23 protein-coding genes are annotated in these 21,739 nt (G+C 42.0%); 5 read left to right on the forward strand and 18 right to left on the reverse strand.

Features of this window, described 5'->3' with window-relative positions:
- The first annotated feature begins 11 nt into the window (after window positions 1-11).
- A complete protein-coding gene (locus ACQ2HE_RS16590) occupies window positions 12-1,307 on the forward strand; it encodes a hemolysin family protein (RefSeq protein ID WP_430896593.1) in 1,296 nt (431 codons plus the stop codon).
- Between the two features lie 52 nt (window positions 1,308-1,359).
- On the opposite strand, the gene ACQ2HE_RS16595 is transcribed toward ACQ2HE_RS16590, so the two are convergent.
- On the reverse strand, window positions 1,360-1,887 hold the full coding sequence (locus ACQ2HE_RS16595; protein ID WP_430896591.1) for a DUF6702 family protein: 528 nt from the start codon (window positions 1,885-1,887) through the stop codon (window positions 1,360-1,362).
- Between the two features lie 98 nt (window positions 1,888-1,985).
- On the opposite strand from ACQ2HE_RS16595, the gene ACQ2HE_RS16600 reads away from it, so the two are divergent.
- Window positions 1,986-2,564, forward strand: coding sequence for a HupE/UreJ family protein (locus ACQ2HE_RS16600; RefSeq protein ID WP_430896589.1), 579 nt, complete (start codon window positions 1,986-1,988; stop codon window positions 2,562-2,564).
- Window positions 2,565-2,585: 21 nt separating this feature from the next.
- Window positions 2,586-4,964 carry a M1 family metallopeptidase gene (locus ACQ2HE_RS16605; protein WP_430896587.1) on the forward strand — a complete coding sequence of 793 codons (2,379 nt, stop codon included), beginning with the start codon at window positions 2,586-2,588 and terminating at the stop codon, window positions 4,962-4,964.
- A gap of 353 nt (window positions 4,965-5,317) precedes the next feature.
- Here the strand turns inward: ACQ2HE_RS16605 and ACQ2HE_RS16610 are convergent, their stop codons facing one another.
- From ACQ2HE_RS16610 to ACQ2HE_RS16620, 3 genes are all read right to left on the reverse strand, one after another.
- Window positions 5,318-5,668 (reverse strand): hypothetical protein, encoded by a 351-nt coding sequence (locus ACQ2HE_RS16610; protein WP_430896585.1) that lies wholly within the window; start codon window positions 5,666-5,668, stop codon window positions 5,318-5,320.
- Window positions 5,669-5,679: 11 nt separating this feature from the next.
- Window positions 5,680-6,315 carry a peptidylprolyl isomerase gene (locus ACQ2HE_RS16615; RefSeq protein ID WP_430896583.1) on the reverse strand — a complete coding sequence of 212 codons (636 nt, stop codon included), beginning with the start codon at window positions 6,313-6,315 and terminating at the stop codon, window positions 5,680-5,682.
- Between the two features lie 63 nt (window positions 6,316-6,378).
- On the reverse strand, window positions 6,379-8,904 hold the full coding sequence (locus ACQ2HE_RS16620) for a WD40/YVTN/BNR-like repeat-containing protein (RefSeq protein ID WP_430902473.1): 2,526 nt from the start codon (window positions 8,902-8,904) through the stop codon (window positions 6,379-6,381).
- A gap of 161 nt (window positions 8,905-9,065) precedes the next feature.
- Between ACQ2HE_RS16620 and ACQ2HE_RS16625 the strand changes: the two genes are divergently transcribed.
- Window positions 9,066-9,719, forward strand: a complete 654-nt coding sequence (locus ACQ2HE_RS16625; RefSeq protein ID WP_430896579.1) for a toxin-antitoxin system YwqK family antitoxin — start codon at window positions 9,066-9,068, stop codon at window positions 9,717-9,719.
- Between the two features lie 309 nt (window positions 9,720-10,028).
- Here ACQ2HE_RS16625 and aroQ read toward each other — a convergent pair whose 3' ends face one another.
- The 13 genes from aroQ to ACQ2HE_RS16690 form a co-directional block, all read right to left on the reverse strand.
- Entirely contained in the window at window positions 10,029-10,445 is a 417-nt protein-coding gene (gene aroQ / locus ACQ2HE_RS16630; RefSeq protein ID WP_430896577.1) for a type II 3-dehydroquinate dehydratase, read from the reverse strand.
- 659 nt (window positions 10,446-11,104) lie between these two features.
- Complete coding sequence (locus ACQ2HE_RS16635) at window positions 11,105-11,260, reverse strand: hypothetical protein (RefSeq protein ID WP_430902474.1); 156 nt, start codon at window positions 11,258-11,260, stop codon at window positions 11,105-11,107.
- Window positions 11,261-11,369: 109 nt separating this feature from the next.
- The gene (locus tag ACQ2HE_RS16640; RefSeq protein ID WP_430896575.1) at window positions 11,370-12,356 is read right to left on the reverse strand and encodes a transglutaminase domain-containing protein; all 987 of its coding nucleotides are present in this window, start codon (window positions 12,354-12,356) and stop codon (window positions 11,370-11,372) included.
- 115 nt (window positions 12,357-12,471) lie between these two features.
- Window positions 12,472-13,587 carry a glutamine-hydrolyzing carbamoyl-phosphate synthase small subunit gene (carA, locus tag ACQ2HE_RS16645; RefSeq protein ID WP_430896573.1) on the reverse strand — a complete coding sequence of 372 codons (1,116 nt, stop codon included), beginning with the start codon at window positions 13,585-13,587 and terminating at the stop codon, window positions 12,472-12,474.
- 170 nt (window positions 13,588-13,757) lie between these two features.
- Window positions 13,758-14,246: a 50S ribosomal protein L17 gene (gene rplQ, locus ACQ2HE_RS16650; RefSeq protein ID WP_430896571.1), complete on the reverse strand. Its 489-nt coding sequence runs from the start codon at window positions 14,244-14,246 to the stop codon at window positions 13,758-13,760.
- A gap of 108 nt (window positions 14,247-14,354) precedes the next feature.
- A complete protein-coding gene (locus ACQ2HE_RS16655) occupies window positions 14,355-15,356 on the reverse strand; it encodes a DNA-directed RNA polymerase subunit alpha (RefSeq protein WP_430896569.1) in 1,002 nt (333 codons plus the stop codon).
- A 58-nt stretch (window positions 15,357-15,414) separates the two neighbouring features.
- Entirely contained in the window at window positions 15,415-16,020 is a 606-nt protein-coding gene (gene rpsD, locus ACQ2HE_RS16660; protein ID WP_430896567.1) for a 30S ribosomal protein S4, read from the reverse strand.
- A gap of 170 nt (window positions 16,021-16,190) precedes the next feature.
- A complete protein-coding gene (rpsK, locus tag ACQ2HE_RS16665) occupies window positions 16,191-16,595 on the reverse strand; it encodes a 30S ribosomal protein S11 (protein WP_430896565.1) in 405 nt (134 codons plus the stop codon).
- A 199-nt stretch (window positions 16,596-16,794) separates the two neighbouring features.
- Window positions 16,795-17,175, reverse strand: a complete 381-nt coding sequence (gene rpsM / locus ACQ2HE_RS16670; RefSeq protein ID WP_430896563.1) for a 30S ribosomal protein S13 — start codon at window positions 17,173-17,175, stop codon at window positions 16,795-16,797.
- A gap of 54 nt (window positions 17,176-17,229) precedes the next feature.
- On the reverse strand, window positions 17,230-17,346 hold the full coding sequence (gene ykgO, locus ACQ2HE_RS16675) for a type B 50S ribosomal protein L36 (protein ID WP_071836964.1): 117 nt from the start codon (window positions 17,344-17,346) through the stop codon (window positions 17,230-17,232).
- Between the two features lie 54 nt (window positions 17,347-17,400).
- Window positions 17,401-17,619, reverse strand: a complete 219-nt coding sequence (gene infA, locus ACQ2HE_RS16680) for a translation initiation factor IF-1 (protein ID WP_430896560.1) — start codon at window positions 17,617-17,619, stop codon at window positions 17,401-17,403.
- A gap of 124 nt (window positions 17,620-17,743) precedes the next feature.
- On the reverse strand, window positions 17,744-18,139 hold the full coding sequence (locus ACQ2HE_RS16685; protein ID WP_430896558.1) for a hypothetical protein: 396 nt from the start codon (window positions 18,137-18,139) through the stop codon (window positions 17,744-17,746).
- 326 nt (window positions 18,140-18,465) lie between these two features.
- Window positions 18,466-18,981, reverse strand: a complete 516-nt coding sequence (locus tag ACQ2HE_RS16690) for a metallophosphoesterase family protein (protein ID WP_430896556.1) — start codon at window positions 18,979-18,981, stop codon at window positions 18,466-18,468.
- A 346-nt stretch (window positions 18,982-19,327) separates the two neighbouring features.
- Between ACQ2HE_RS16690 and ACQ2HE_RS16695 the strand changes: the two genes are divergently transcribed.
- Window positions 19,328-20,485 (forward strand): homogentisate 1,2-dioxygenase, encoded by a 1,158-nt coding sequence (locus ACQ2HE_RS16695; protein ID WP_430896554.1) that lies wholly within the window; start codon window positions 19,328-19,330, stop codon window positions 20,483-20,485.
- Between the two features lie 441 nt (window positions 20,486-20,926).
- Here the strand turns inward: ACQ2HE_RS16695 and ACQ2HE_RS16700 are convergent, their stop codons facing one another.
- Window positions 20,927-21,361, reverse strand: coding sequence for a hypothetical protein (locus tag ACQ2HE_RS16700; RefSeq protein WP_430896552.1), 435 nt, complete (start codon window positions 21,359-21,361; stop codon window positions 20,927-20,929).
- Between the last annotated feature and the right edge of the window lie 378 nt (window positions 21,362-21,739).

Below are 21,739 nucleotides of genomic sequence, written 5' to 3' on the forward strand. Positions count from 1 at the left end.
CCCATTCATTCATGTTGGAAATTTTTATAATATTTGGTTTGATTTTGCTTAACGGGCTCTTTTCAATGGCCGAAATTGCCGTGGTCTCGGCCCGAAAGGCCAGACTGGAAGGACAAGCCTCGAGAGGAGACAAAAGAGCCGCAGAAGCGCTCAAATTAGCAGAACATCCTGATAAATTTTTGAGCACTGTTCAAATTGGCATTACGCTCATTGGTATTTTAACGGGTATTTTCTCCGGAGAGAATATTAAAACAGATCTCGTTGCCTATTTTAAATCTTTCCCGGGCGTTGCAGAATATGCCAATGCACTCGCTACCACCATAATTGTTGTATCCATCACCTATTTCTCATTGATTTTTGGAGAACTGGTTCCAAAACGAATCGGACTTTCCAATCCGGAAGGGATCGCAAAATTCATGGCGGCCCCTATGCGCATCGTGAGTATTGCTACCTATCCATTCATCTGGTTGTTGAGTAAATCGACCCACCTCATTGTGAGCATCTTTAATTTAAAAGCAAAAGACAATCAGGTAACCGAGGAAGAAATCAAAGCCATCATAAGTGAAGGAACGGAACAGGGCACTATTGAAGAGGCAGAACAAGAGATCATTGAACGCGTGTTCCATTTGGGAGATCGAAACATTACTTCCTTAATGACGCACCGTAGTGATATCATTTGGTTCAATGAAGACGATACAGAAGACAGCATCCGCGAAAAAATTCTCAAAGAACCGCACTCTGCTTATCCTATTTGCGAAGGTGACATCGATAAAATTAAAGGCGTGGTTTCGTTGAAAGATCTCTACGTTACTAATGATTTAACAACGTTTAAGCAGTACATGAAAACCCCTCTTTTTGTGCCTGAAAACATTACTGCGTACAAACTTCTAGAGAAGTTTAAAGAGAGAAAACTACATGCCTGCTTCATTGTAGACGAATACGGAAGCGTTCAAGGAATGATCACATTAAATGATATCCTAGAAGCCATTGTGGGCGATCTACCTCAAATAGATGTGGAGGATTATGAGATTGTGGAGCGAGAAGACGGCTCTTATTTGGTAGATGCGCAGATTCCATTTTACGACTTCTTAAGTCGCTTTGAAAAAACAGAATGGATGCACGAAGGAGAACAAGAATTTGACACCTTGGCCGGTTTTATTCTACATAAACTAGAACGCATTCCTCATACAGGTGATAAATTTGAATGGCAAGGTTTCAAAATTGAAATCATTGACATGGACGCACAAAGGATCGATAAAGTATTGGTGATTCCTTCCAGTGAGATTATGGAAGCAATGGAAGACTAAGTATAAATTAGTTGATTAGTCGTTCGATTGATTCAAATGATTATTGTTTCTCTTAGAAAGAAAACTCCAATCTTTCTTCAGGATATACTACCCGACTGCTTTTTCTATTTCCTCCAACCAAGCAATGTACAATTTGGATTTGCTTGTCTATTTGATCGTAGAAAATAGTATTGTCTACAACTACTTTTTTGGGAGCGACGCTCACACCATCAATTTGAAAATAACTGATGGTTGATTGGTCTTCTATCTCAAAGCCCACAAACTGCAGCGGCATCTTTTTGCCATCTAGCATGATATTCAAGTGAGTTTGGATGTATTGCGTTACCCATTTATCGAGTTGGGTTTTGTCTTTAGGATGATAGAGATCCACCTTTTGATTGGCCATTTTGGTAAGGGCTTTTTCAAAATCGTCGGTGAATACTTTACAGCTTATTTCAACGGTTTTGTCTTTGGCATTATGCTCCATTTCGGTAACACTTACAAAAAACGGATGGGGAGCCTTGGCAAAGCTTAGGGCGGCAGTTACCAAAAACAGGAGAAATCCAACTCTCATTAACCTTTTATACAATGTGAAAACCATTGAACAACTAAATTTTTGTGTTACAAATCTCTTGTTTATTTTGACGACTTTTATAGGAATTCGCTGGATTTTTTTCTGAAAGGCTTGTTAAATAGATTATGCAGGATTTTTGGTTCTATTTGCTGGAAGGTTGGCATCATATCATCAGCATTGATGCACTCGACCACCAACTATTTATCGCAGCTTTGGCTGCTTTATATCTTTGGGCCGACTGGAAAAAAGTATTGGTACTAGTAACTGCTTTTACCATAGGTCATTCACTCACACTGGCTCTCAGCGTTTTAGACATTGTTCGGTTTCCAGACAATTGGGTTGAATTTGCCATTCCGGTTACCATTGTTTTAACTGCACTTTCAAATATCATCAAGCCTCGAACGCCGGAATCAAAAATTCAATGGAATTACATTTTGGCGCTGGTTTTTGGGTTGATCCACGGAATGGGGTTTGCCAATACCATTCGATTCATGCTAGCAAAAGACCAAAGTTTGGCCACCGGCCTCATTGGTTTCAATATCGGTTTAGAAATTGGTCAAATTGTAGTGGTTGCTGCATTATTATGCGTAAGTTGGGTCTTTGTTAAGAAGATCAAATTAGCCCACCGCGATTGGATCATGATCCTGTCTTCAGCGGTATTAGGAATCTCGCTGAAAATGGCTTTAGAACGTATTCCTTTTTAACCTAATAAATATCATCATTCAATGAAAAAGGTGTTTTTAAGTTTCCTAATGTTGAATGCCCTTTGGGCTGGAGCGCAGAACATCCAGAACAACCCGGGTTCCAACCATGGAAACAAATTCGAACAATTGGGCGGTATTTTACCTACCCCCAACGAATACCGCACGGCCAGCGGTGCACCCGGTCCCAAGTACTGGCAGCAAAAGGCTGATTACGACATCAAAGCAGAACTCGACGAAGAAAAATTAACGTTGAAGGGAAGCGAAACCATTACTTATTTCAACAACTCTCCGGATGTGCTGAACTATTTGTGGTTACAAGTGGACGAGAACGAACACAGTTCTACTAAAAACGCCAACTATCAAAACAGCCAGTCGATGCCAAGAAACATGACTCCTCAAATGGTGGAACGTTTCGAAGAAGCAAAGTCTGATAATGGCTACGGTGTAAACCTTACAAAGGTTACGGATGCAATGAACAAGCCGTTGAAATACACCGTTAACAAAACAATGATGCGGGTAGAATTACCTACACCATTGAAGCCCGGTCAAAAGTTTGTATTGAATATCGACTGGAATTACAAGATCGGAAACCGCATGACTCAAGGTGGTCGTGGTGGTTACGAATATTTCCCTGAAGATGGAAACTACTTGTTTACCATCACTCAGTGGTATCCTCGTTTGTGCGTTTACAGCGATTTCCAGGGTTGGCAAAACCACCAATTCACTGGTCGCGGTGAATTTGCACTTACATTCGGAAACTTCAAAGTTCAAATGACCGTTCCTGCCGACCACGTAATTGGTGCTACAGGAGAATGTCAGAACTATCAACAAGTATTGACTCCTGCTCAATTTGCTCGTTGGCAAAAAGCCCAAACTGCAAAAGAGCCTATGGAGATCGTTACCTTGGATGAAGCAAAGAAAGCAGAAGGTCAAAAATCAAAAGCTAAGAAAACGTGGGTTTTCAAAGCCGATAACGTTCGTGACTTTGCTTGGGGCAGCAGCCGCAAATTTGTATGGGACGGTTTCCCTGCAATGGTTGAAGGAAAGAAAATTATGTGTATGAGCTACTATGGTAAAGAAGCCTATTCTTTGTACCGTAAGTTCTCTTCTAAAGCAGTTGCACATACCATCAAAACTTATTCAAAATTCACCATTCCTTATCCATACCCTGTTGCTCAGAGTGTGGAAGCAGCCAACGGTATGGAATACCCAATGATCTGTTTTAACTACGGTAGAACAGAAAAAGACGGTTCTTACAGTGAAGCAACGAAATACGGAATGTTGGGTGTTGTTATTCACGAAGTGGGTCACAACTTCTTCCCAATGATCATCAACAGCGATGAGCGTCAGTGGAGCTGGATGGACGAAGGCTTGAACTCTTTCGTTGAATACCTTACAGAAGAATTGTGGGATAACAAATTCCCTACTCGTGGTGGACCAGCTTGGACTATCACCGACTATATGAAGCTTCCTAAAGACCAATTGGAGCCCATTATGTCGAATTCAGAAAACATCGTTGGTTTCGGTCCAAACGCTTATACAAAGCCTGCAACCGGTTTGAACATTCTTCGCGAAACCATCATGGGTCGTGAGCAGTTCGACTATGCGTTCAAAGAATATGCACGCAGATGGGCATTCAAACATCCTGAACCTGCCGACTTGTTCCGCACTATGGAAGATGCAAGCGGCGAAGACCTCGATTGGTTCTGGAGAGGTTGGTTCTATGGAACTGATGCTTGTGACTTGGCCATCGATACAGTAAAGTATTTCACTGCTGATCTTACAAAAGAGCCTCAGCAAGTGGGAGAAAGCAAGCAAATGAGAAGCTTGCCTAAGCCTGGTGGTAGCACTTTTGATGATATTTCTAAGATCCGTAACCGTGAAGATAAAAACATCAAATTCGCTTCTGATGTAGATACTGCATTGCAAGATTTCTACTATCGTTACAACAGAGGATTGGAAGCTTATGATACTACTAAGTACGAAGTAGCTGTTCCAGGTAGCAATACTGAACCTTTGGATGCAGAGGCAAAAGCGAAACTTGGTGGTAAGCACTTTTATGAAATCACTTTCAGCAATAAAGGTGGATTGGTAATGCCAATCATCGTTGAATTCACTTTCAAAGATGGTACAACCGAAGTTGATCGCATTCCTGCTCAGGTTTGGAGATTGAATGAAGGTAAGGTTACCAAAACCTTTATGAAAGATAAAGAAGTAGTGAGCATTAAGTTGGATCCAATGAAGGAAACAGCAGATATCAATACCAACAACAATAGTTGGGGTGATATTAAGGCTCCTAGCAAATTCGCTGCTTTCAAAATGAAGCAAGGCGCGGTACGCGGTCAATCAACTGGTATCAACCCAATGCAAAAAGCAGAAGAAAAGAAAAAAGGATTCTAATCCCGATAGTCTTTTTAAAAGAAGAAGCCATCCCTGGGGATGGCTTCTTCTTTTATATACAATTAAATAGGGGCTACCTACTTGGTTTAATTCGAGAAGATGGCTTTGGTAATATATAACTCCGATGCGGTGAATGAAATTTTAAGATTACATTTTTCACAACAAAGACCGCCAAGACCGCGAAGAAATCGCAAAGATTTTTACAATTACAATTTGTCTTCAACTTTCGATTTCAAGTTTACTTCTCCCATTAATTCAACCTGACTGCCGGCTGTTCAATTATTAATTATTTATTCTTAATTATTAATTAGTTCCGGCTGTTCAATTATTAATTCTTAATTCTTAATTAATAACTACTCTATGCTCGTCCACTCCAAACTCAAATACCCCACCCCGGCCAAAGCTGCCGATGGCTTGTACGTACTTCGTTTCACCGAGCCTGAAACCTTCACCGATTTCCCGTCTACTTGAAAACTTGCCGCAGGATCAGAGCAAAGAATATAAACATTTACTGAATCAATGGTTCCTGCTACCGCCGCTTGAACCGTCCACTTGCCAATACCACTGGAATAGCGAACCGTTCCGCTGGCACCAGTGAGCAAATTTGTTACGGGGCCCGTTGAATAGCAGCTGTTTCCCGTATCACCCGGCTTGCTACATGCAGCTAATAGAACAACTGATAAAAGCATTGTTATTTTTCGCATATTCATATTATTTATTTTAGAAAAATTCTCATTAACAAAGCATAGCCATGATCTTGTTTGGGCGCACCGGTGATTTTGATAATATGAAACCCGGCCTTCGTCCACAACGCCACTACATCTCCTACCCGTCTGCCTTTAATGGCTTGTTCAATTTTTGGAATCAAAGCTCCTTGCGCCACCCATCCTAAATCGCCTTTTGTGGCATTTTCACCACCCATACTCCATTTGGTGGCCGCTTCTTCAAACGTAATTTTTCCGGCCTTCAATTCTGTAAATAACAATTTCCCAATTGAATCAACCGAGGCATAACTCAACACGGTGGTGTCAAGAAAAATTTGACTGATGCGCGTAAACTGATTGGGCAATTTCGCTAATACTTGCACCAAAATCTTGCCATTGTCATAGGGACCGTATACTTTTCGAATTTGGCCATGATACGCCAAGCTATCGGGTAATCCATTAAAGTGACCGATTCGAATGATGGGAACGGTATCTAAAACAAAGCGTTTCTTCAAAACCGATTTTACATAAAGAGGCGGATTGACAGACGCTTCCAATTCTTTTTTAATGTCGGAAATCTTCTTGGTTTGTGCCTGCGCCAAACTAAAAACAAAGATCCCCACAAACAAACCGACGATTCCTTTCATAAAAAAAGTCCCAAATTTCGCTCATTATAAGACGAATTTGGGACTTTGAAGGCTGCTCGGCCTTTATTTTTTCTTCTTCTTTGGAGGTTCAATGGTTGGACATTCTACCTCAATCCCTTCTCTACTAAACAAATCTTTTGCAGCGCCACCACTGGCAACCGAAATCATTTTATCAACCTCTGCTTGCTTTTTTTGGTGCAATTCAGCGTTGGTCAACAGTTCTTGAACTGCGGTCAATTTCGATACAAACAAACTTCTACCGTGGGTACCTAATACAATATCATTCTCACGAACCTGGATAGCAATATCATGAACAGGAATGGATTTTGGCAATCCGGCATTCCAGGCCATAAAGCCAGCACCGCCATCAATGCTTACATACAATCCTCCATCACTTCCTACGTATAATATCTTCTCTTGTTTAGGATCTTCTTTCACTACATTCAAAGGCTCAAATGGCAGGTCTTTTCCTATTTGCTTCCAAGTGGTACCGTAGTCATCGCTTACAAATAAATAAGGCAAGAAATGGTCGTTTCGGTATCCGTTCAATGTTACAAACACACGTCCTTCTTTGTACTGCGAAGGTTGAACATGGCTTACCCATAAACCTTGTGGTAAATTAGAACTGATTTTGTTCCAAGTATAACCACCATCTTTCGAGATATGAATATTACCATCATCGGTACCTACATACAACAAGCCGAATTTCAAAGGAGATTCTGCAATACTTGTGGTAGAACCGAAAGGTACATTGCCTTCTTTCTTGCCGTTGGTAAGATCGCCGCTTAGAGTTTCTAAAGTTTCGGCTTTGTTCAATGAACGGTGAAACTTGTTGGTACCGTAGTAAAATACATCTTGATTGTGCTTGCTCAGTAGAATGGGCGTTTCCCAATTGAATCGAAGAGGCGCTTCACCTAATTCATGGGATGGGCGAATGCGCTTCATGTCACTGCGTGTAACACGGTTCATTCGAACATAGTTACCAAATTGACTTCCCGCATATACGGTGGTGTTATCTCTGGTATCCACTTGAACTTGCATACCATCACCCCCAACTAGTGCTTTGTAAGAGTATTCACCGTTGTCGATCCAACCAATGTCTTCTTTGTGTGTAGAAGGGCCGTACCAAACATTGTTATCTTGCAAACCACCATATACATTGTAAGGTTTGGCATCATCAGTAATAACAGAATAGAATTGTCCAACAGGAGGCGTATTTATTTTGAACCAAGTATCACCATCGTCATAGGTAATATTAGCTCCACCGTCGTTCCCATTGATTACATGCGAATCTCTTTTAGGGTTCACCCATACAGCATGGTGATCGGAGTGAACGTTTCCTTTGTCAATGCTTTTAAACGTTTTACCACCGTCAATAGAAAGTTGCAAGGGAACACCAACAATCCAAAGTTTGTTTTCATTGTAAGGAGAAACAAAGATCTTGGCGAAATAATATCCATACGTACTGAAAATACCGATCTCTTTCTCGTGTGTGAGTTTCCAGGTTTTTCCGGCATCTTCACTTTTGTAAACCTGACATCCATAAATGCCTGTATTGGTAAATCCATCGTCTACATCCAAGTAAACATACAAACTATTGGGAGCCACTTTGTCGGTAGCCACCAACTCTTTCACAGAAGCTGCGGTATACTTTGCAGGCATGCGATTCTTTCTTAAAAAACTCTCCAGCTTTTTATTATCGAGTGCTGCGAATTGTTCTTTTGTAATGCTTTTAAAGTCACTCACCTTAAAATTGGTATCTGCCACAGCACCGGTAGTTGCCGGCTTAGGAGTTTGATTATCGAGCACTGCAAATACGATATTGGGATTCTTGGGATAAACGGCAAGACCTATTCGGCCTAAACCATCCCCGCTCGGAAATCCGGAGCCGGCACCCGTTGCCAACTGCCATGAATCACCACCATCGGTACTCTTGTAAATTCCACTTGTTTTGCCGCTTCCCACAAAATTCCAGGCACTACGAGTACGGTACCACATAGCAGCATACAATTCCTTGGGATTCGATGGGTTGAGATCAATATCGATGGCACCTGTGTTATCATCAACTGAAAGTGTTTGCTTCCAGGTTTTGCCACCATCAGTGGTTTTGTAAACCCCGCGTTCTTTGTTTGGCGAATAGAGATGGCCAAGAGCAGCCACCCATGCAGTATTGTTGTCGTTGGGATCCAGCAATACTTTTCCAATATGATGTGTTTCGGGAAGACCAAGGAATTCCCAAGTCTTACCATTATTAGAGCTCTTATAAACACCCGTTCCCGCATAAGAAGAACGGCTGCTGTTTACTTCGCCGGTACCTACCCAAATGGTATGGGTTTTCCAGTTTACGGCTATATCGCCAATGGTCATGATGGCTTCAGAATCGAAAATGGGCACCAAACTTTGACCATTGTTTTTGGTGTACCACAAGCCACCGGTAGCATAGGCTACATAGAACTCTGTAGGATCATCGGCATTTACTTCGAGATCTACTACCCGACCGCCTTGGATAGACGGTCCAATGTTTTTAAAATTCGATTCTTTCAACATCGACTTGTGTTCCAACAAAGTACGTTGGGCAGGCGCTTTCATGCGATCTGCGGCTAATGTGGGCTTAATTTGAGCAAACGTCGGGAAAAAACAAGCCAAACCTAGAATTCCTGTTAAAATGGAAAGGCGGCAGGGCTTTTGCAGTAATTTTGGTATCATAAAACGGAAGGTATTTCGTTTTTAACTGTATAAACTTACAAAACATGCGCTTGATTTTTTCTTTTCTTCTCTTGATTTCCGTGAGCGGTTTCGGCCAATGGAAAGACTTCACGATCAACAGCAGTGGCGATACCATGAATAGAGTGGATATGCAGGGCAGAAAACAGGGTCCTTGGATCCATCGATACGAGACCGTAAGGGGCGAACCGGGCTACGAAGAAGAGGGATATTACAAGAACGATAAAAAAGAGGGCGAGTGGAAATTATTCAGCTTAATGGGCGATTTGGTGGGCATTGAAAATTACCGTTGGGGTATGAAAGACGGTGTATGCCGCTACTTTAGTTCAATGGGTGATCTTCGCCTTGAACAAAGTTGGATAGCCATTAACCCTGAAAAACAGTACGACACCATTATGGTGGAAGACTTGGATAAATTAGATTCCTACAGAAAAGTAGTGGTGAAAAATGAAGGGGCTTCTTTGAAACATGGAATTTGGCGTTATTACAATTCAGATGGTGGCTTAATAAGATCTGAAAAGTATGAATTTGGTAAATTGGAAACCCCACAAACAGCTCCGGCAGCACCACCTGCTGCTAAAAAAGAAACGGTAAAGCCTAAAGAAGTGCTGGAATTTGAAAAGAAAAATGAAGGAAAGAAGAAGATCAAAGTGAGAGATGGAGGAACCGGCGGAGCGTAAATTAAGAGTCAAGAATTAAGAATTGAGGCCCGTTGCTGCGCAACGGGCCTCGTCATTGTAAGAATATTATTAAAAAAAGTACATGTAATATTTGTCTGCTTCCAAAGTAAAACCCTCCCCCCTATTTTTCACCACAGATACCCTTTAGATCAAGTTTTGAGTTATTGAGTTCTGTGTATTAGGCATTGGGCTTTAGGCTTTTTTTGACCACAGAATACACAAATTATTACAGATTCCCACAGATTAGCCTCCGATATTTAATCAGGTAGACTGCCGGCTGTTTCATTATTAATTATTAATTGTTAATTATTAATTATCCAACGCCATCACCGCCAACTCATACCCCTTCAATCCCAAACCTGCAATGGTACCCTTTGCTTTGGCTGATACATGAGAAAGCTTGCGAAAATCTTCACGCGCATGTACATTACTGATATGTACTTCTATTACCGGAGTAGTAATGGCGGCGATGCAATCGCCAATAGCGACGCTGGTATGGGTATATCCACCCGGATTCATAATAATGCCATCATAGCTGAATCCTACACGTTGCAATTCGTTGATCAATTCGCCCTCTACATTGCTTTGGTAATAATGAAAATCGATAGCAGGAAACTTGGCTTTTAAGGTTTCGAAAAAAGACTCAAAACTTTCAGCGCCATAGATGCCGGGTTCTCGCTTACCCAGTAAGTTCAAATTCGGTCCATTGATAATTGCAATCTTCATTGTGTGTTCTTGATTGTGTTGTCGAAAGTACTATAAAAAACGGAATTACTTTTTGGGAGACAGATTTGGGTTCACCGCGAAGTGCGCGGAGTGCGCAGAGTGGTCGCGAAGAATGCTTGTGTTGCATTCATCATCTTTTCCATCATCCCGATTCTCGATTTTTCTCATTCACCGCAGCGGCGCAGTGATCGCAGCGGTTTCGCAGCGCAGGCAGTTATTCTATTTTTGTTCTTTCAACGTCTCCTCTTTTCCTCGTTCCTTTATTCCCCCTGCTACTGCCCCTCTTCTTTCTCTCTATCTCCTCCCTCCTCGCCTCCTCTCATCCTCGTTCCTGTATTCCCCCTGTTCCTGCCCCTCTTCTTTCTCTCTATCTCCTCTTTCCTCGTCTCCTCGTTTCCTCGTTCCTGTATTCCCCCTGTTCCTGCTCCTCTTCTTTCTCTTTATCTCCACTTTCCTCGCCTCCTCTCATCCTCGTTCCTGTATTCCCCCTGTTCCTGCCCCTCTTCTTTCTCTCTATCTCCTCTTTCCTCGCCTCCTCCTTTCCTCGTTCCTGTATTCCCCCTGTTCCTGCTCCTCTTCTTTCTCTTTATCTCCTCTTTCCTCGCCTCCTCTCATCCTCGTTCCTGTATTCCCCCTGTTCCTGCCCCTCTTCTTTCTCTCTATCTCCTCTTTCCTCGCCTCCTCCTTTCCTCGTTCCTGTATTCCCCCTGTTCCTGCTCCTCTTCTTTCTCTTTATCTCCTCTTTCCTCGCCTCCTCTCATCCTCGTTCCTGTATTCCACCTGTTCCTGCCCCTCTTCTTTCTCTCATCTTCCATCCTCCCTCCTCCCTCTTGTATCCCGGCTGTTTCATTATTAATTATTACTTAATTAATTATTAATTACTCCCGGCTGTTCCATTATTAATTATTAACTATTAATTATTAATTACTCTCCTCTCGCTTCCACCTTATAAATCAAATCCGGATACGTCACATAGGTTCTTCCTGCTCCGGTAGGAATGATGCGTTGAGGAACGAAGTCTACTTGCAAATCGTAGTTGCCTTCTTTTCGAATGCGATAGGTAACAGTATACCAATCGTCCTTCTGAAAGGGAACCACCGTTTCGTTCAAATCGGGATTTTTTCTACTGCTGAATTTTACAAAGGGATAATACTCTTTGCTTCTTACTTTAAATTGTACGGTGTCTCCAATTTTCTTTCGGATCACGATAGAAGCCGGATAAAACTCTTCTACAGTGGTTTCAGTGATCAACTCGTTCAATAAAGGCAGCTGCTTGAAAACGGTCCAAGCAAGTGTATCTGCCGTTAGCTGCCAATTGGGTTCGGTTGGGTAATGGTCCCACCGAAACTTGACCGGATCGGTATTGAAGTACCAATCGTTCCTATTGGCTTTGAACTCACGGCAACTATCATCCGTAAATCCACTTGCCCATGTTATGTCTACCAAATACCATTTGCCTTGATCGCGATAAGCGTTCCAGGTGTGATTAGTTTTTACGGTATCTAGTTTCAATTCCAAATCTTCGTATCCCGATCTGCCAAACCCACTAATATCTTCACAAACCACTCCTGCAGCTGTGCAGAGATTGCGAAACACATTTACATAGCCAGCGCAAACAGCCTTTCGATTCTTCAATACACTGTCTAGCGCCCATCTTGAGTTCTTTGCTTTCATTCCTTCACAATCGTAGCGAATATTGTTCGTGACCCACAAATACGCCACTCTTACCCTGTCCATCGTATCTTTCAGTTGTTGGATCTTCAATCCCATTTCACGTAACTGCGTACTATTCCGAACTTCTGATTTGTAGGCACTCAAAAAAGCTCTGGCCGTTTTCCAAGAGTCTGAAGCTTGACCCATTCCCGAAAAGCTTAAAACAATCATTAAAAATATCAACAATGCGTTCTTCATGCCATTCATCTGTAATCGCTACTGTTGCTCCAGTATTAATTATTAATTCCTCAATTATTAATTAAAAAAGGCCATTCTTTGGTAGAACGGCCTTTAAAGTTATGATGCGAATAGATTAATTCAAGGTTTGCTTGATCATGGTTATGAAATCATCGAACAAGTAACGGCTATCGTGCGGACCCGGAGTGCTCTCAGGGTGGTATTGTACTGAGAACGCAGGTTTGCTTTTCAAGCGAATACCTTCGATAGAATCGTCGTTCAAGTTGATATGGGTTACTTCCACATCGGGGGCTTTGCTCAAAGAATCGGGATTTACACCAAAACCGTGGTTCTGAGTGGTTACTTCACACAATCCTGTTTTGAGGTTTTTAACCGGGTGGTTCAAACCGCGGTGGCCGTGGTGCAATTTCAACGTTTCTACGCCACTTGCCAGAGCAATAAGCTGATGACCTAAACAGATGCCAAAAGTGGGCTTATTCTCGCCTAAAATGGCTTTAACGGTATCGATCGCATAATCCATCACAGAAGGATCGCCGGGACCATTCGATATAAAGTATCCAACAGGATTGAATTCTTTCAAGGTCTCCAATTTGGTTTTAGCGGGGAATACTTTCAAATAAGCGCCGCGGTCAACCATACATTGAAGAATGTGTTGCTTGGTTCCAAAATCCATCACTGCAATGCGAATGGGTGACTCAGGGTTTCCCAAATTATAAGCTTCTTTGGTTGTAACTACAGAAGCGAGCTCCAGGCCTTCCATTGAAGGACATTTGGCCAGTTCTTTCTTCAATTCTTCTACATCCAAGATCTCAGAAGAAATGATGCAGTTCATGGCGCCTTTTTCGCGCACGTGACTTACCAAGGCTCTGGTATCTACGCCTTCAATACAAACGATGTTGTTGGCAATGAGGTAGGTTTCCAAAGAAGCATTGGCCATTTTGCGGCTGAATTGCTCTTCTAGGTTACGTCCAATCATCCCTCTGATCTTTACAGAATCAGATTCAACATCGGTGTCTTTCACACCGTAGTTCCCGATGTGCACGCTGTTCATGATAATGATTTGACCGTAGTAACTAGGGTCTGTAAATACTTCTTGGTAACCGGTCATTCCGGTATTAAAACAGATTTCACCGGTAGTCGTTCCAATTTTACCAAACGCAGTACCGTAGTGAACGGTGCCGTCTTCCAGTAAAAGCACGGCAGGAGGCGGAGGATCTTGTTGTATATGCATAATTTTAAAACTTCGCGAAATTAGGGGTGCGAGCCCATTTAACAAAGAACAGTTTCTCACAGCAAGGTTCAGGAAGGTGCAAAACCTTGTTGAAATGCTTTAAAAAAGTCAAAAAAAAGCCCCAAGTAAAAAACTCGGGGCCTTTTATATTGAATGAATTCAACATCGAATTATTCAGCTGATTTTTCTTCAGTAGAAGGGGTTTCAGCAGCTTCGTCGGCACCAGCTTTTTTAGGAGCGCGGCTACGACGTGTTTTCTTAGCAGTTTCCTTAACTTCTTCTTTTCCTTTACCGTAGATTTCGTTGAAATCAACCAATTCAATCAACGCAGTTTCGGCGTTATCACCCATACGTTGACCCAATTTGATGATACGAGTATATCCACCAGGACGACCTGCAACTTTATCAGCAACAGTGCTAAACAATTCTTTCACTGCTTCTTTGTTCTGCAAGTAACCAAATACAACACGACGTTGGTGAGTGGTGTTTTCTTTAGCTTTTGTAATGATGGGTTCTACGAATACGCGCAAAGCTTTTGCTTTCGCTAAAGTAGTAACGATACGCTTGTGAGCGATCAGCTCAATAGCGAGGTTTGTTAACAACGCTTTACGGTGTGAAGCCGTTCTGCTAAGGTTGTTGATTTTGTCTCCGTGACGCATGACTTTTAGTTTTATTCGATTGCACCGTGTCAGGAATTGCAATCTACATTTTCAAATTTCAACTGAAGGGCAGAGCCCTTCAATTATTAATTATTAATTATTAATTAACTACAGTTCGTCTTTATCTACTCCCAATTTGCTCAAATCCATTCCGAAGTGCAAGCCTCTTTCAGCCAATACTTGTTCAATTTCAGCCAAAGATTTTTGACCGAAGTTGCGGAATTTCATTAGGTCTTCTTGTTCGTATTGAACGAGTTCGCTCAAGCTGTTGATTTTCGCAGCTTTCAAACAGTTGAACGCACGAACAGACAGATCCAAATCTTCCAATGGAGTTTTCAGGATCTTGCGCAATTGCAACATTTGTTCATCAACCACATCTTCTTTCTTATCTTCTTTAGAATCGAAAGTGATGTTTTCATCGGTGATGATCATCAAGTGTTGGATCAAAATGCGGCTCGCTTGTTTAACAGCTTCTTCGGGGTGGATGGTACCATCTGTAGAAACTTCCATGATGAGTTTCTCGAAGTCGGTACGTTGTTCCACACGGGTATTCTCGATAGCGTATTTCACGTTTTTAATTGGCGTGAAAATAGAATCGGTAGGAATGTATCCAAAAGGAGCGTCTTTAACTTTATTGTCTTCTGCTGATACGTAACCACGGCCTTTAGCAACGGTTAATTCGATATCTAATTTAGCAGAGGTATCAAGTGTACAGATAAGGAGCTCAGGGTTCATAATATCGAAGCTTTGAGTAGCTTCTCCAATATTGGCCGCTGTGAATTCAGCTCTGTTTTTGATGCTCAATGAGATCTTTTCCTGAGAAACATCTTGATCCACTTTCTTTTTGAAGCGAACTTGTTTCAAGTTCAGGATGATTTCAAGTACATCTTCAGTAACGCCTTTGATGGTAGCGAACTCGTGGTCAACACCTTCAATGCGAATACCGATAATAGCGTAACCTTCAAGAGAGTTCAGCAATACACGACGGAGTGCGTTGCCGATAGTAACACCGTATCCTGGTTCAAGAGGGCGGAATTCGAATTGAGCTTCAAAATCCGTTGCTTTTTGCAGGATAATTTTGTCGGGTTTCTGAAAGTTTAAAATGCCCATATATCAGATTTAGTTTTTAAGAATGATAGTAATACCGAACAATTCGGCCAACAGGCTATTACTTGCTGTACAATTCCACGATCAATTGCTCCTTAATGTTTTCAGGAACGCTCTCTCTTTCAGGGAATGCAACGAAAGTACCTTTCATCTCAGCTTCGTTCCAGTCTAACCAGCTAAATTTCTGGTTCTTACCACGGAACACGCTTGTGATAGAAGTATTTGCCTTGTCTTTTTCTTTAATACTGATAATATCACCTGGTTTCAACTGGAAAGAAGGGATGTTCACCACTTCTCCGTTTACAGTAATGTGTTTGTGAGAAACCAACTGACGGGCAGCGGGACGAGAAGGAGCAATACCTAAACGATAAACGGTATTGTCTAAACGACCTTCTAGGAGTTTGATCAAGTTTTCACCTGTTACTCCTTTTAAACGTGCAGCTTCTTCGAAGATTTTGCGGAACTGACGCTCTAATACACCATAAGTGTATTTAGCTTTTTGCTTTTCTTTCAACTGAATAGCGTACTCACCTGGAGCCTTGCGCTTCTTAGAAGGGCCATGCTGACCGGGAGGGTTGCTGTTCTTAGTAAGGTATTTACCATTACCTAAAATGGGTTCGCCGAAAATACGGGCGATACGTGTTTTTGGACCAGTGTAACGTGCCATAACTTTATTTCATTTCGATTTTTTTTAGTTCGGTGAGCAGATCAGTAAAAAATCGTAAAAAATCAATCAGTCACCTTTTTTATAAATGAACTGCCTGCGATTGCTGGCAATTATGAGCCGTATGTCAAAGAAAAAACAGTGAGCCGCCATTGCGGTCACTGCTTCTATCATTAAACTCTTCTTTTCTTTGGAGGACGACAGCCGTTGTGAGGTAAAGGAGTAACGTCTTTGATCATTGCTACTTCAATACCAGACTGTGAAATTGAACGGATAGAGCTTTCGCGACCGGCGCCGGGGCCTTTCACGTAAACGTCTACACGCTTTACTCCTGCTTCAAATGCAACTTTAGCTGCATCTGCTGCTGCTAACTGTGCAGCGTAAGGAGTGTTTTTCTTAGATCCTTTGAAACCCATTTTACCGGCACTGCTCCAAGAGATCACTTGACCATTCTTGTTAGTAATGCTGATGATGAGGTTGTTGAAGGTAGCGTTCACGTGAACATCTCCGTAAGCGTCCACTTTCACTACTCTTTTCTTCGCAGCTGCTTTCGCGCTGTTTTGTTGTGCTTTTGCCATTTTAAAACTGAGGTAGTCTTGTAAAAAATAATTCCTATTAAGGAACCCGAATCAACCCTCCACCTACACCCAAGGTATCCGCAATTGATTCAGTAATAACAGGTGTATATAAAAAGGGAATGCTTAGCATCCGCCAGACCCTGTTTACAACCCTTACGCTGCTAACAGAAATCCATCGGTTACTAAGCCTTCCAGCTTATTATTTCTTAGGAGCCTTCTTTTTACCGGCAACTGTTTTACGCTTTCCTTTACGGGTACGGCTGTTTGTTTTGGTACGTTGACCACGAACAGGTAACCCTTTACGGTGACGTAAACCACGGTAGCAAGCGATATCAAGCAAGCGCTTAATGCTCATTTGCACTTCAGAACGGAGCTGACCTTCTACTTTGAACTCATTGGTGATGATGTTACGAATAGCGTTCAACTCATCGTCGTTCCACTGATTCACTTTTTTATTTACATCAATACCAGATTTCTCTAAGATATACTTAGCAGTAGCTGGGCCAATACCATAGATATAGGTAAGACCGATTTCGCCTCTCTTATTTTTTGGTAAATCTACACCGGCAATACGAGCCATATTCTTTATTTGTGTTTTATCGTTTAATTAGTTGACTGGCCAATGGCCATGCGCTTATCCCTGACGCTGTTTGAAGCGAGGATTCTTTTTGTTAATGATGTACAACTTGCCCTTTCTACGAACAATCTTGCAATCAGCACTGCGCTTTTTAATAGATGCTCTTACTTTCATTTTTTATGCTTTGTGTTGGTTTTAGCCAACAGGTACCTAATACAATGTTGTTCCTTACTTGTATCGGAAGATGATTCTTCCTCTACTCAAATCGTACGGGCTCATCTCCACTCCTACTTTATCACCGGGAAGAATTCTAATGTAATTCATCCTCATTTTTCCTGAGATGGTGGCCAAAATTTCGTGACCATTTTCGAGCTTCACTTTGAACATTGCGTTCGAAAGTGCCTCTACAATTGTACCATCTTGTTTGATTAACGGTTGTTTACCCATAGATTTTTAAGGAGCGCAAAGATAGGATTATCACCCATAATTCCGAAAAAAATGGGGATATTTTTCAGGCAATTGTGGAAAATAGCCCCCTTTCGGGGGCAAAAATAAGCTAAAATGCGGAATTTTAAGGATTTAACTCCACCTTGGTCATGTCGTAATAATGATTTTGGAGCTCGTGAACTGCGATGGCTGAGGTAAGATGACGGCGGTCTTCCCTCCACCAAATGTCCATTTTACTAAAATCACCCCCAGGAGGTACCATAATTCGAAACGAGTCTTTTAGATACTTGGTGGATCCGTCGGCTTGGGGTTGTTTTTGAAATCCGAGCATTTGAAGCTGGGTTTCGTCTAAAGGGATGGGATGCAATTGATCGGGCGAGAACCAGAATTCTTGAACCGCCGTTTCTACACACACTTGCTTGTCTTCACGGTTCAGATCCGTTACAGTTCCGATCATTTTTTGGCCTTCATACTCGGCCATTACAATGTCTGCGGGCTTGATGTTAGAAAACTTGATCATACGGCATTTTGTTTAGCTGAATATACGATTTTTTGATCAAAAAATCAGCAAGCCGTGTTAATGGGGTGTTTTTTGAGAAATGGTAGCATCGAGGGCCTTCACCGCAACGTGCGCTAAGTACGCAAAGGAGTCGCGAAGTTCCTCTTGTTCCTCCTCCTGTTCTTTCTGCCTTCTCCTTCTTCCTTCTTTTTTCACCGCGGCGGCGCAGCGATCGCAGCGTTAACGCAGCCATGACACTTGCTCCGAATTTCCTCCCTTCCTCGTTTCCTCTAATCCTCGTCTCCTCGTTCCTGTATTCAGGATGTTCAATTATTAATTATTAATTATTAATTAATAATTCCTCTCCCTCTCCTCCCCAACTCAATCACCTCCGCATCTTTAATGTTCCCGGCATCAATTGAAAAGCGGATCATGGTGCGCAGGGTGTGCCAGCCTTGGTGACCTGCTGCTCCCGGGTTTAGGTGCAGACAATCTATTACCGGGTCGTGAATGATTTTGAGAATGTGGGAATGCCCGGCGATAAAGATCTTAGGTTGGTGTTCTTTTAATAGTTTCTTGGTGTCGGGATTGTAACGAGGCGGATACCCTCCGATATGACGCATGAGCACTTTTACTCCTTCCAGCTCAAACACGAGATTCTCGGGGAATTCGCTTCTGATATCAGCGCCGTCGATATTGCCGTATACCCCGCGCAATGGCTTGCCTAATGAAAGCAATGGCTTTACTACTGCAATGGTTCCAAAATCGCCACCATGCCATATTTCATCGCAGGATTCTAGATACGAGAGTATTTGATCATCCATATGATGATGGGTATCTGAAAGCAAACCGATTCTTTTCACGTGAGCTATTTTGAGGAGGCAAGATAGGATAAATAGGGTTTTAGGCTTTAGGTGTTAGGCTTTGGGCTTTAGGCTTTGGGCTTTGGGCTTTAGGCTTTAGGCGTTAGGCTTTGGGCGTTAGGTGCTTGCACAATAATTAGTATAATTTTAAACCGCGGCGGCGCAGCGAACGCAGCGGTAACGCGGCGAATCTGTCGTAAACTAGGCTATATTTCGTCGTTGAACCAGTTACGTAGCCTGTCAGGGGCGGCACGATAACATCACCCGATAATATAGCAAGCCCCATCCTATAATTCTCAAATTAACTAATTAACTTGCCCTTGCTTGTAAGTAAAAATCCGATTGTATGCCACATTATATTCAGCGAGGTCAAATACCTCACAAACGTCATACCCAGTTCAGAAAACCTGATGGAACCTTGTACAGTGAACAACTTGTTTCCACAGAAGGATTCAGTGATGATTATTCACTTCTCTACCACTGTCACCCTCCTACTCAAATAATCAGAACCGAAGCTTCTAAAAATGTTGCGCCGGAAATAGCGGAAGAACGCATGCTGCAACACCGCTCATTTGAAGGCTTTCACATTAAGCCCGAAGACGATTTCTTAGAGAGCCGCAAAGCTGTACTGGTAAACAATGATTGTCATATTGTATTGGCTGCACCTCGAAAATCAACAACCGACTATTTCTATAAAAATACCGATGCCGATGAACTCATTTTTGTTCATGAAGGCTCGGGAGTGGTGAAAACCCAATTCGGACAATTGCCCTTCAGCTATGGCGATTATATCATGATACCCCGTGGTACTATTTATCAAATTCACTTCAATACGGAATCAAATAGATTGTTCATTGTAGAATCGTTTAGTCCAATCCGTTATCCTAAACGCTATATGAGCAAGTTTGGGCAACTCATGGAACATTCGCCGTATTGCGAACGTGATATGCGAGGACCGCAAGATTTGGAAACATTTGATCAAACCGGCGACTTCTTAATAAAAGCAAAAAAGAAAGGTTGGCTCTATGGATTGCATTATGGAACACATCCGTTTGATGTAGTAGGCTGGGATGGTTGTTGCTATCCTTACATTTTTTCTATTCATGATTTCGAACCCATTACAGGTCGTGTGCACATGCCACCTCCCATTCATCAAACCTTTGAGACGAATGCCTTTGTAGTGTGTTCTTTTGTTCCAAGAATGTATGATTATCACCCGCAAGGCATACCCGCACCTTACAATCATAGTAATATTGACAGCGATGAAGTATTGTATTATGTTGATGGTGATTTCATGAGTCGCAAACACGTTACACGCGGCATGATTACTTTACATCCGGCAGGTATCCCACATGGACCACATCCCGGAACCGTAGAGAAAAGCATTGGTGCAAAAGAGACAAAGGAATTGGCAGTGATGGTCGACACTTTCCGTCCTCTGATGTTAACCAAACAGGCTCTTGAAATTGAAAACGATGGGTATACGTTGAGTTGGAAAGAATAACAAGAGAAGTTATTGAGTTATTAAGTTTTAAGTTTTGAGCAGCTGCGCTGCTTGGAATTCGCAAAGAGGAAGAAGTTAAAAAGGAGCGCAAAGGGTTTGTTATTTTAAAGTTCTTTTTTGAACAGGAAAAAAATTCGATCAGCTTACGCTACCACAACGTAACAAAGAACGCAAAGATGCACAACGAAAACCTTGGCGACTTCTCTGCGCTCTTCGCGGGCTCTGCGGTGAACCCCATTATTAATTATTAATTGAAAAAAAAGACCACCGCGACAAATCGACGGTGGTCCTCGGGTTCCTCACCCAAATTTTTATGAAATTAATCTCAAATGCCTTTCGTCTGTCGGCTCGTTCTTAGCTCGCTATCTTCCAACACGTTTGGCCGAAGGCCAAGGCTCTCCTCATTTCAAGCTGCCCCAATTATTAATTCTTAATTATTAATTAGTTCGTCATTCCCGGAAACCAAGCTCTTCCCACTTCTCTAAAAGGCCAAGGAACTGCAGCTAGAATCAATAGTAATGCAACTACATAAAGAATTGAAGCAGCTTTGAAATTGCTTTTCTTGGCTTTACCTCTAGCAATGGTAATGCAAACAATGCCTGCAATCATTGAAATAGGATGTTCTACTGCCCAGAAACGCATGGTACTGTCTTTCATAACGGCGCCACCATTTGCTTCGAACAAAGCCCAGCCTAATCCACCAACGGCCCATTGATAAAGACCAATCAATAAAGTGATATGTGCCGAAATCAATAAAAACAAACTAGTTTTTTTCAAGCCCTCGCTTTTCTGAAAAGCTTGAACCATACTAATCAATAACAAAATCAATATTACCCAACGAAGTAGGTTGTGTAAATGCAGTAGTCCTGTATACATAGTGATGAGTTTTTACGAAGATAGGCGAGAATTAAGAATTAATAGTTAAGAATTGAGAATTAAACCCCACTTCGTGTAGGTTGATTCCTTCTTTGCTCTCCCCACTTCAAGCTGCCCCAATTATCAATTATTAATTGTTAATTATTAATTGAAAAAAAAGACCACCGCGATAAATCGGCGGTGGTCCTCAGGTTCATTATCAAAATTTCTATACAATTAATCTGCTAAGACCTTCTTAGGCTGATTCCCTCTCTGCTCTCCCCACTTCAAGCTGCCCCAATTATTAATTATTAATTGATTCGAATTGCTGAGTAACTGGAATACGATCAAGTTCTTCGGTGAAAAGGTTGCATTGAAAGCGGCCCTTCGACTTCATCC

The organism is Endoryza foliicola (assembly GCF_050589245.1).
Taxonomy (GTDB): Bacteria; Bacteroidota; Bacteroidia; order Chitinophagales; family Chitinophagaceae; genus Endoryza; species Endoryza foliicola.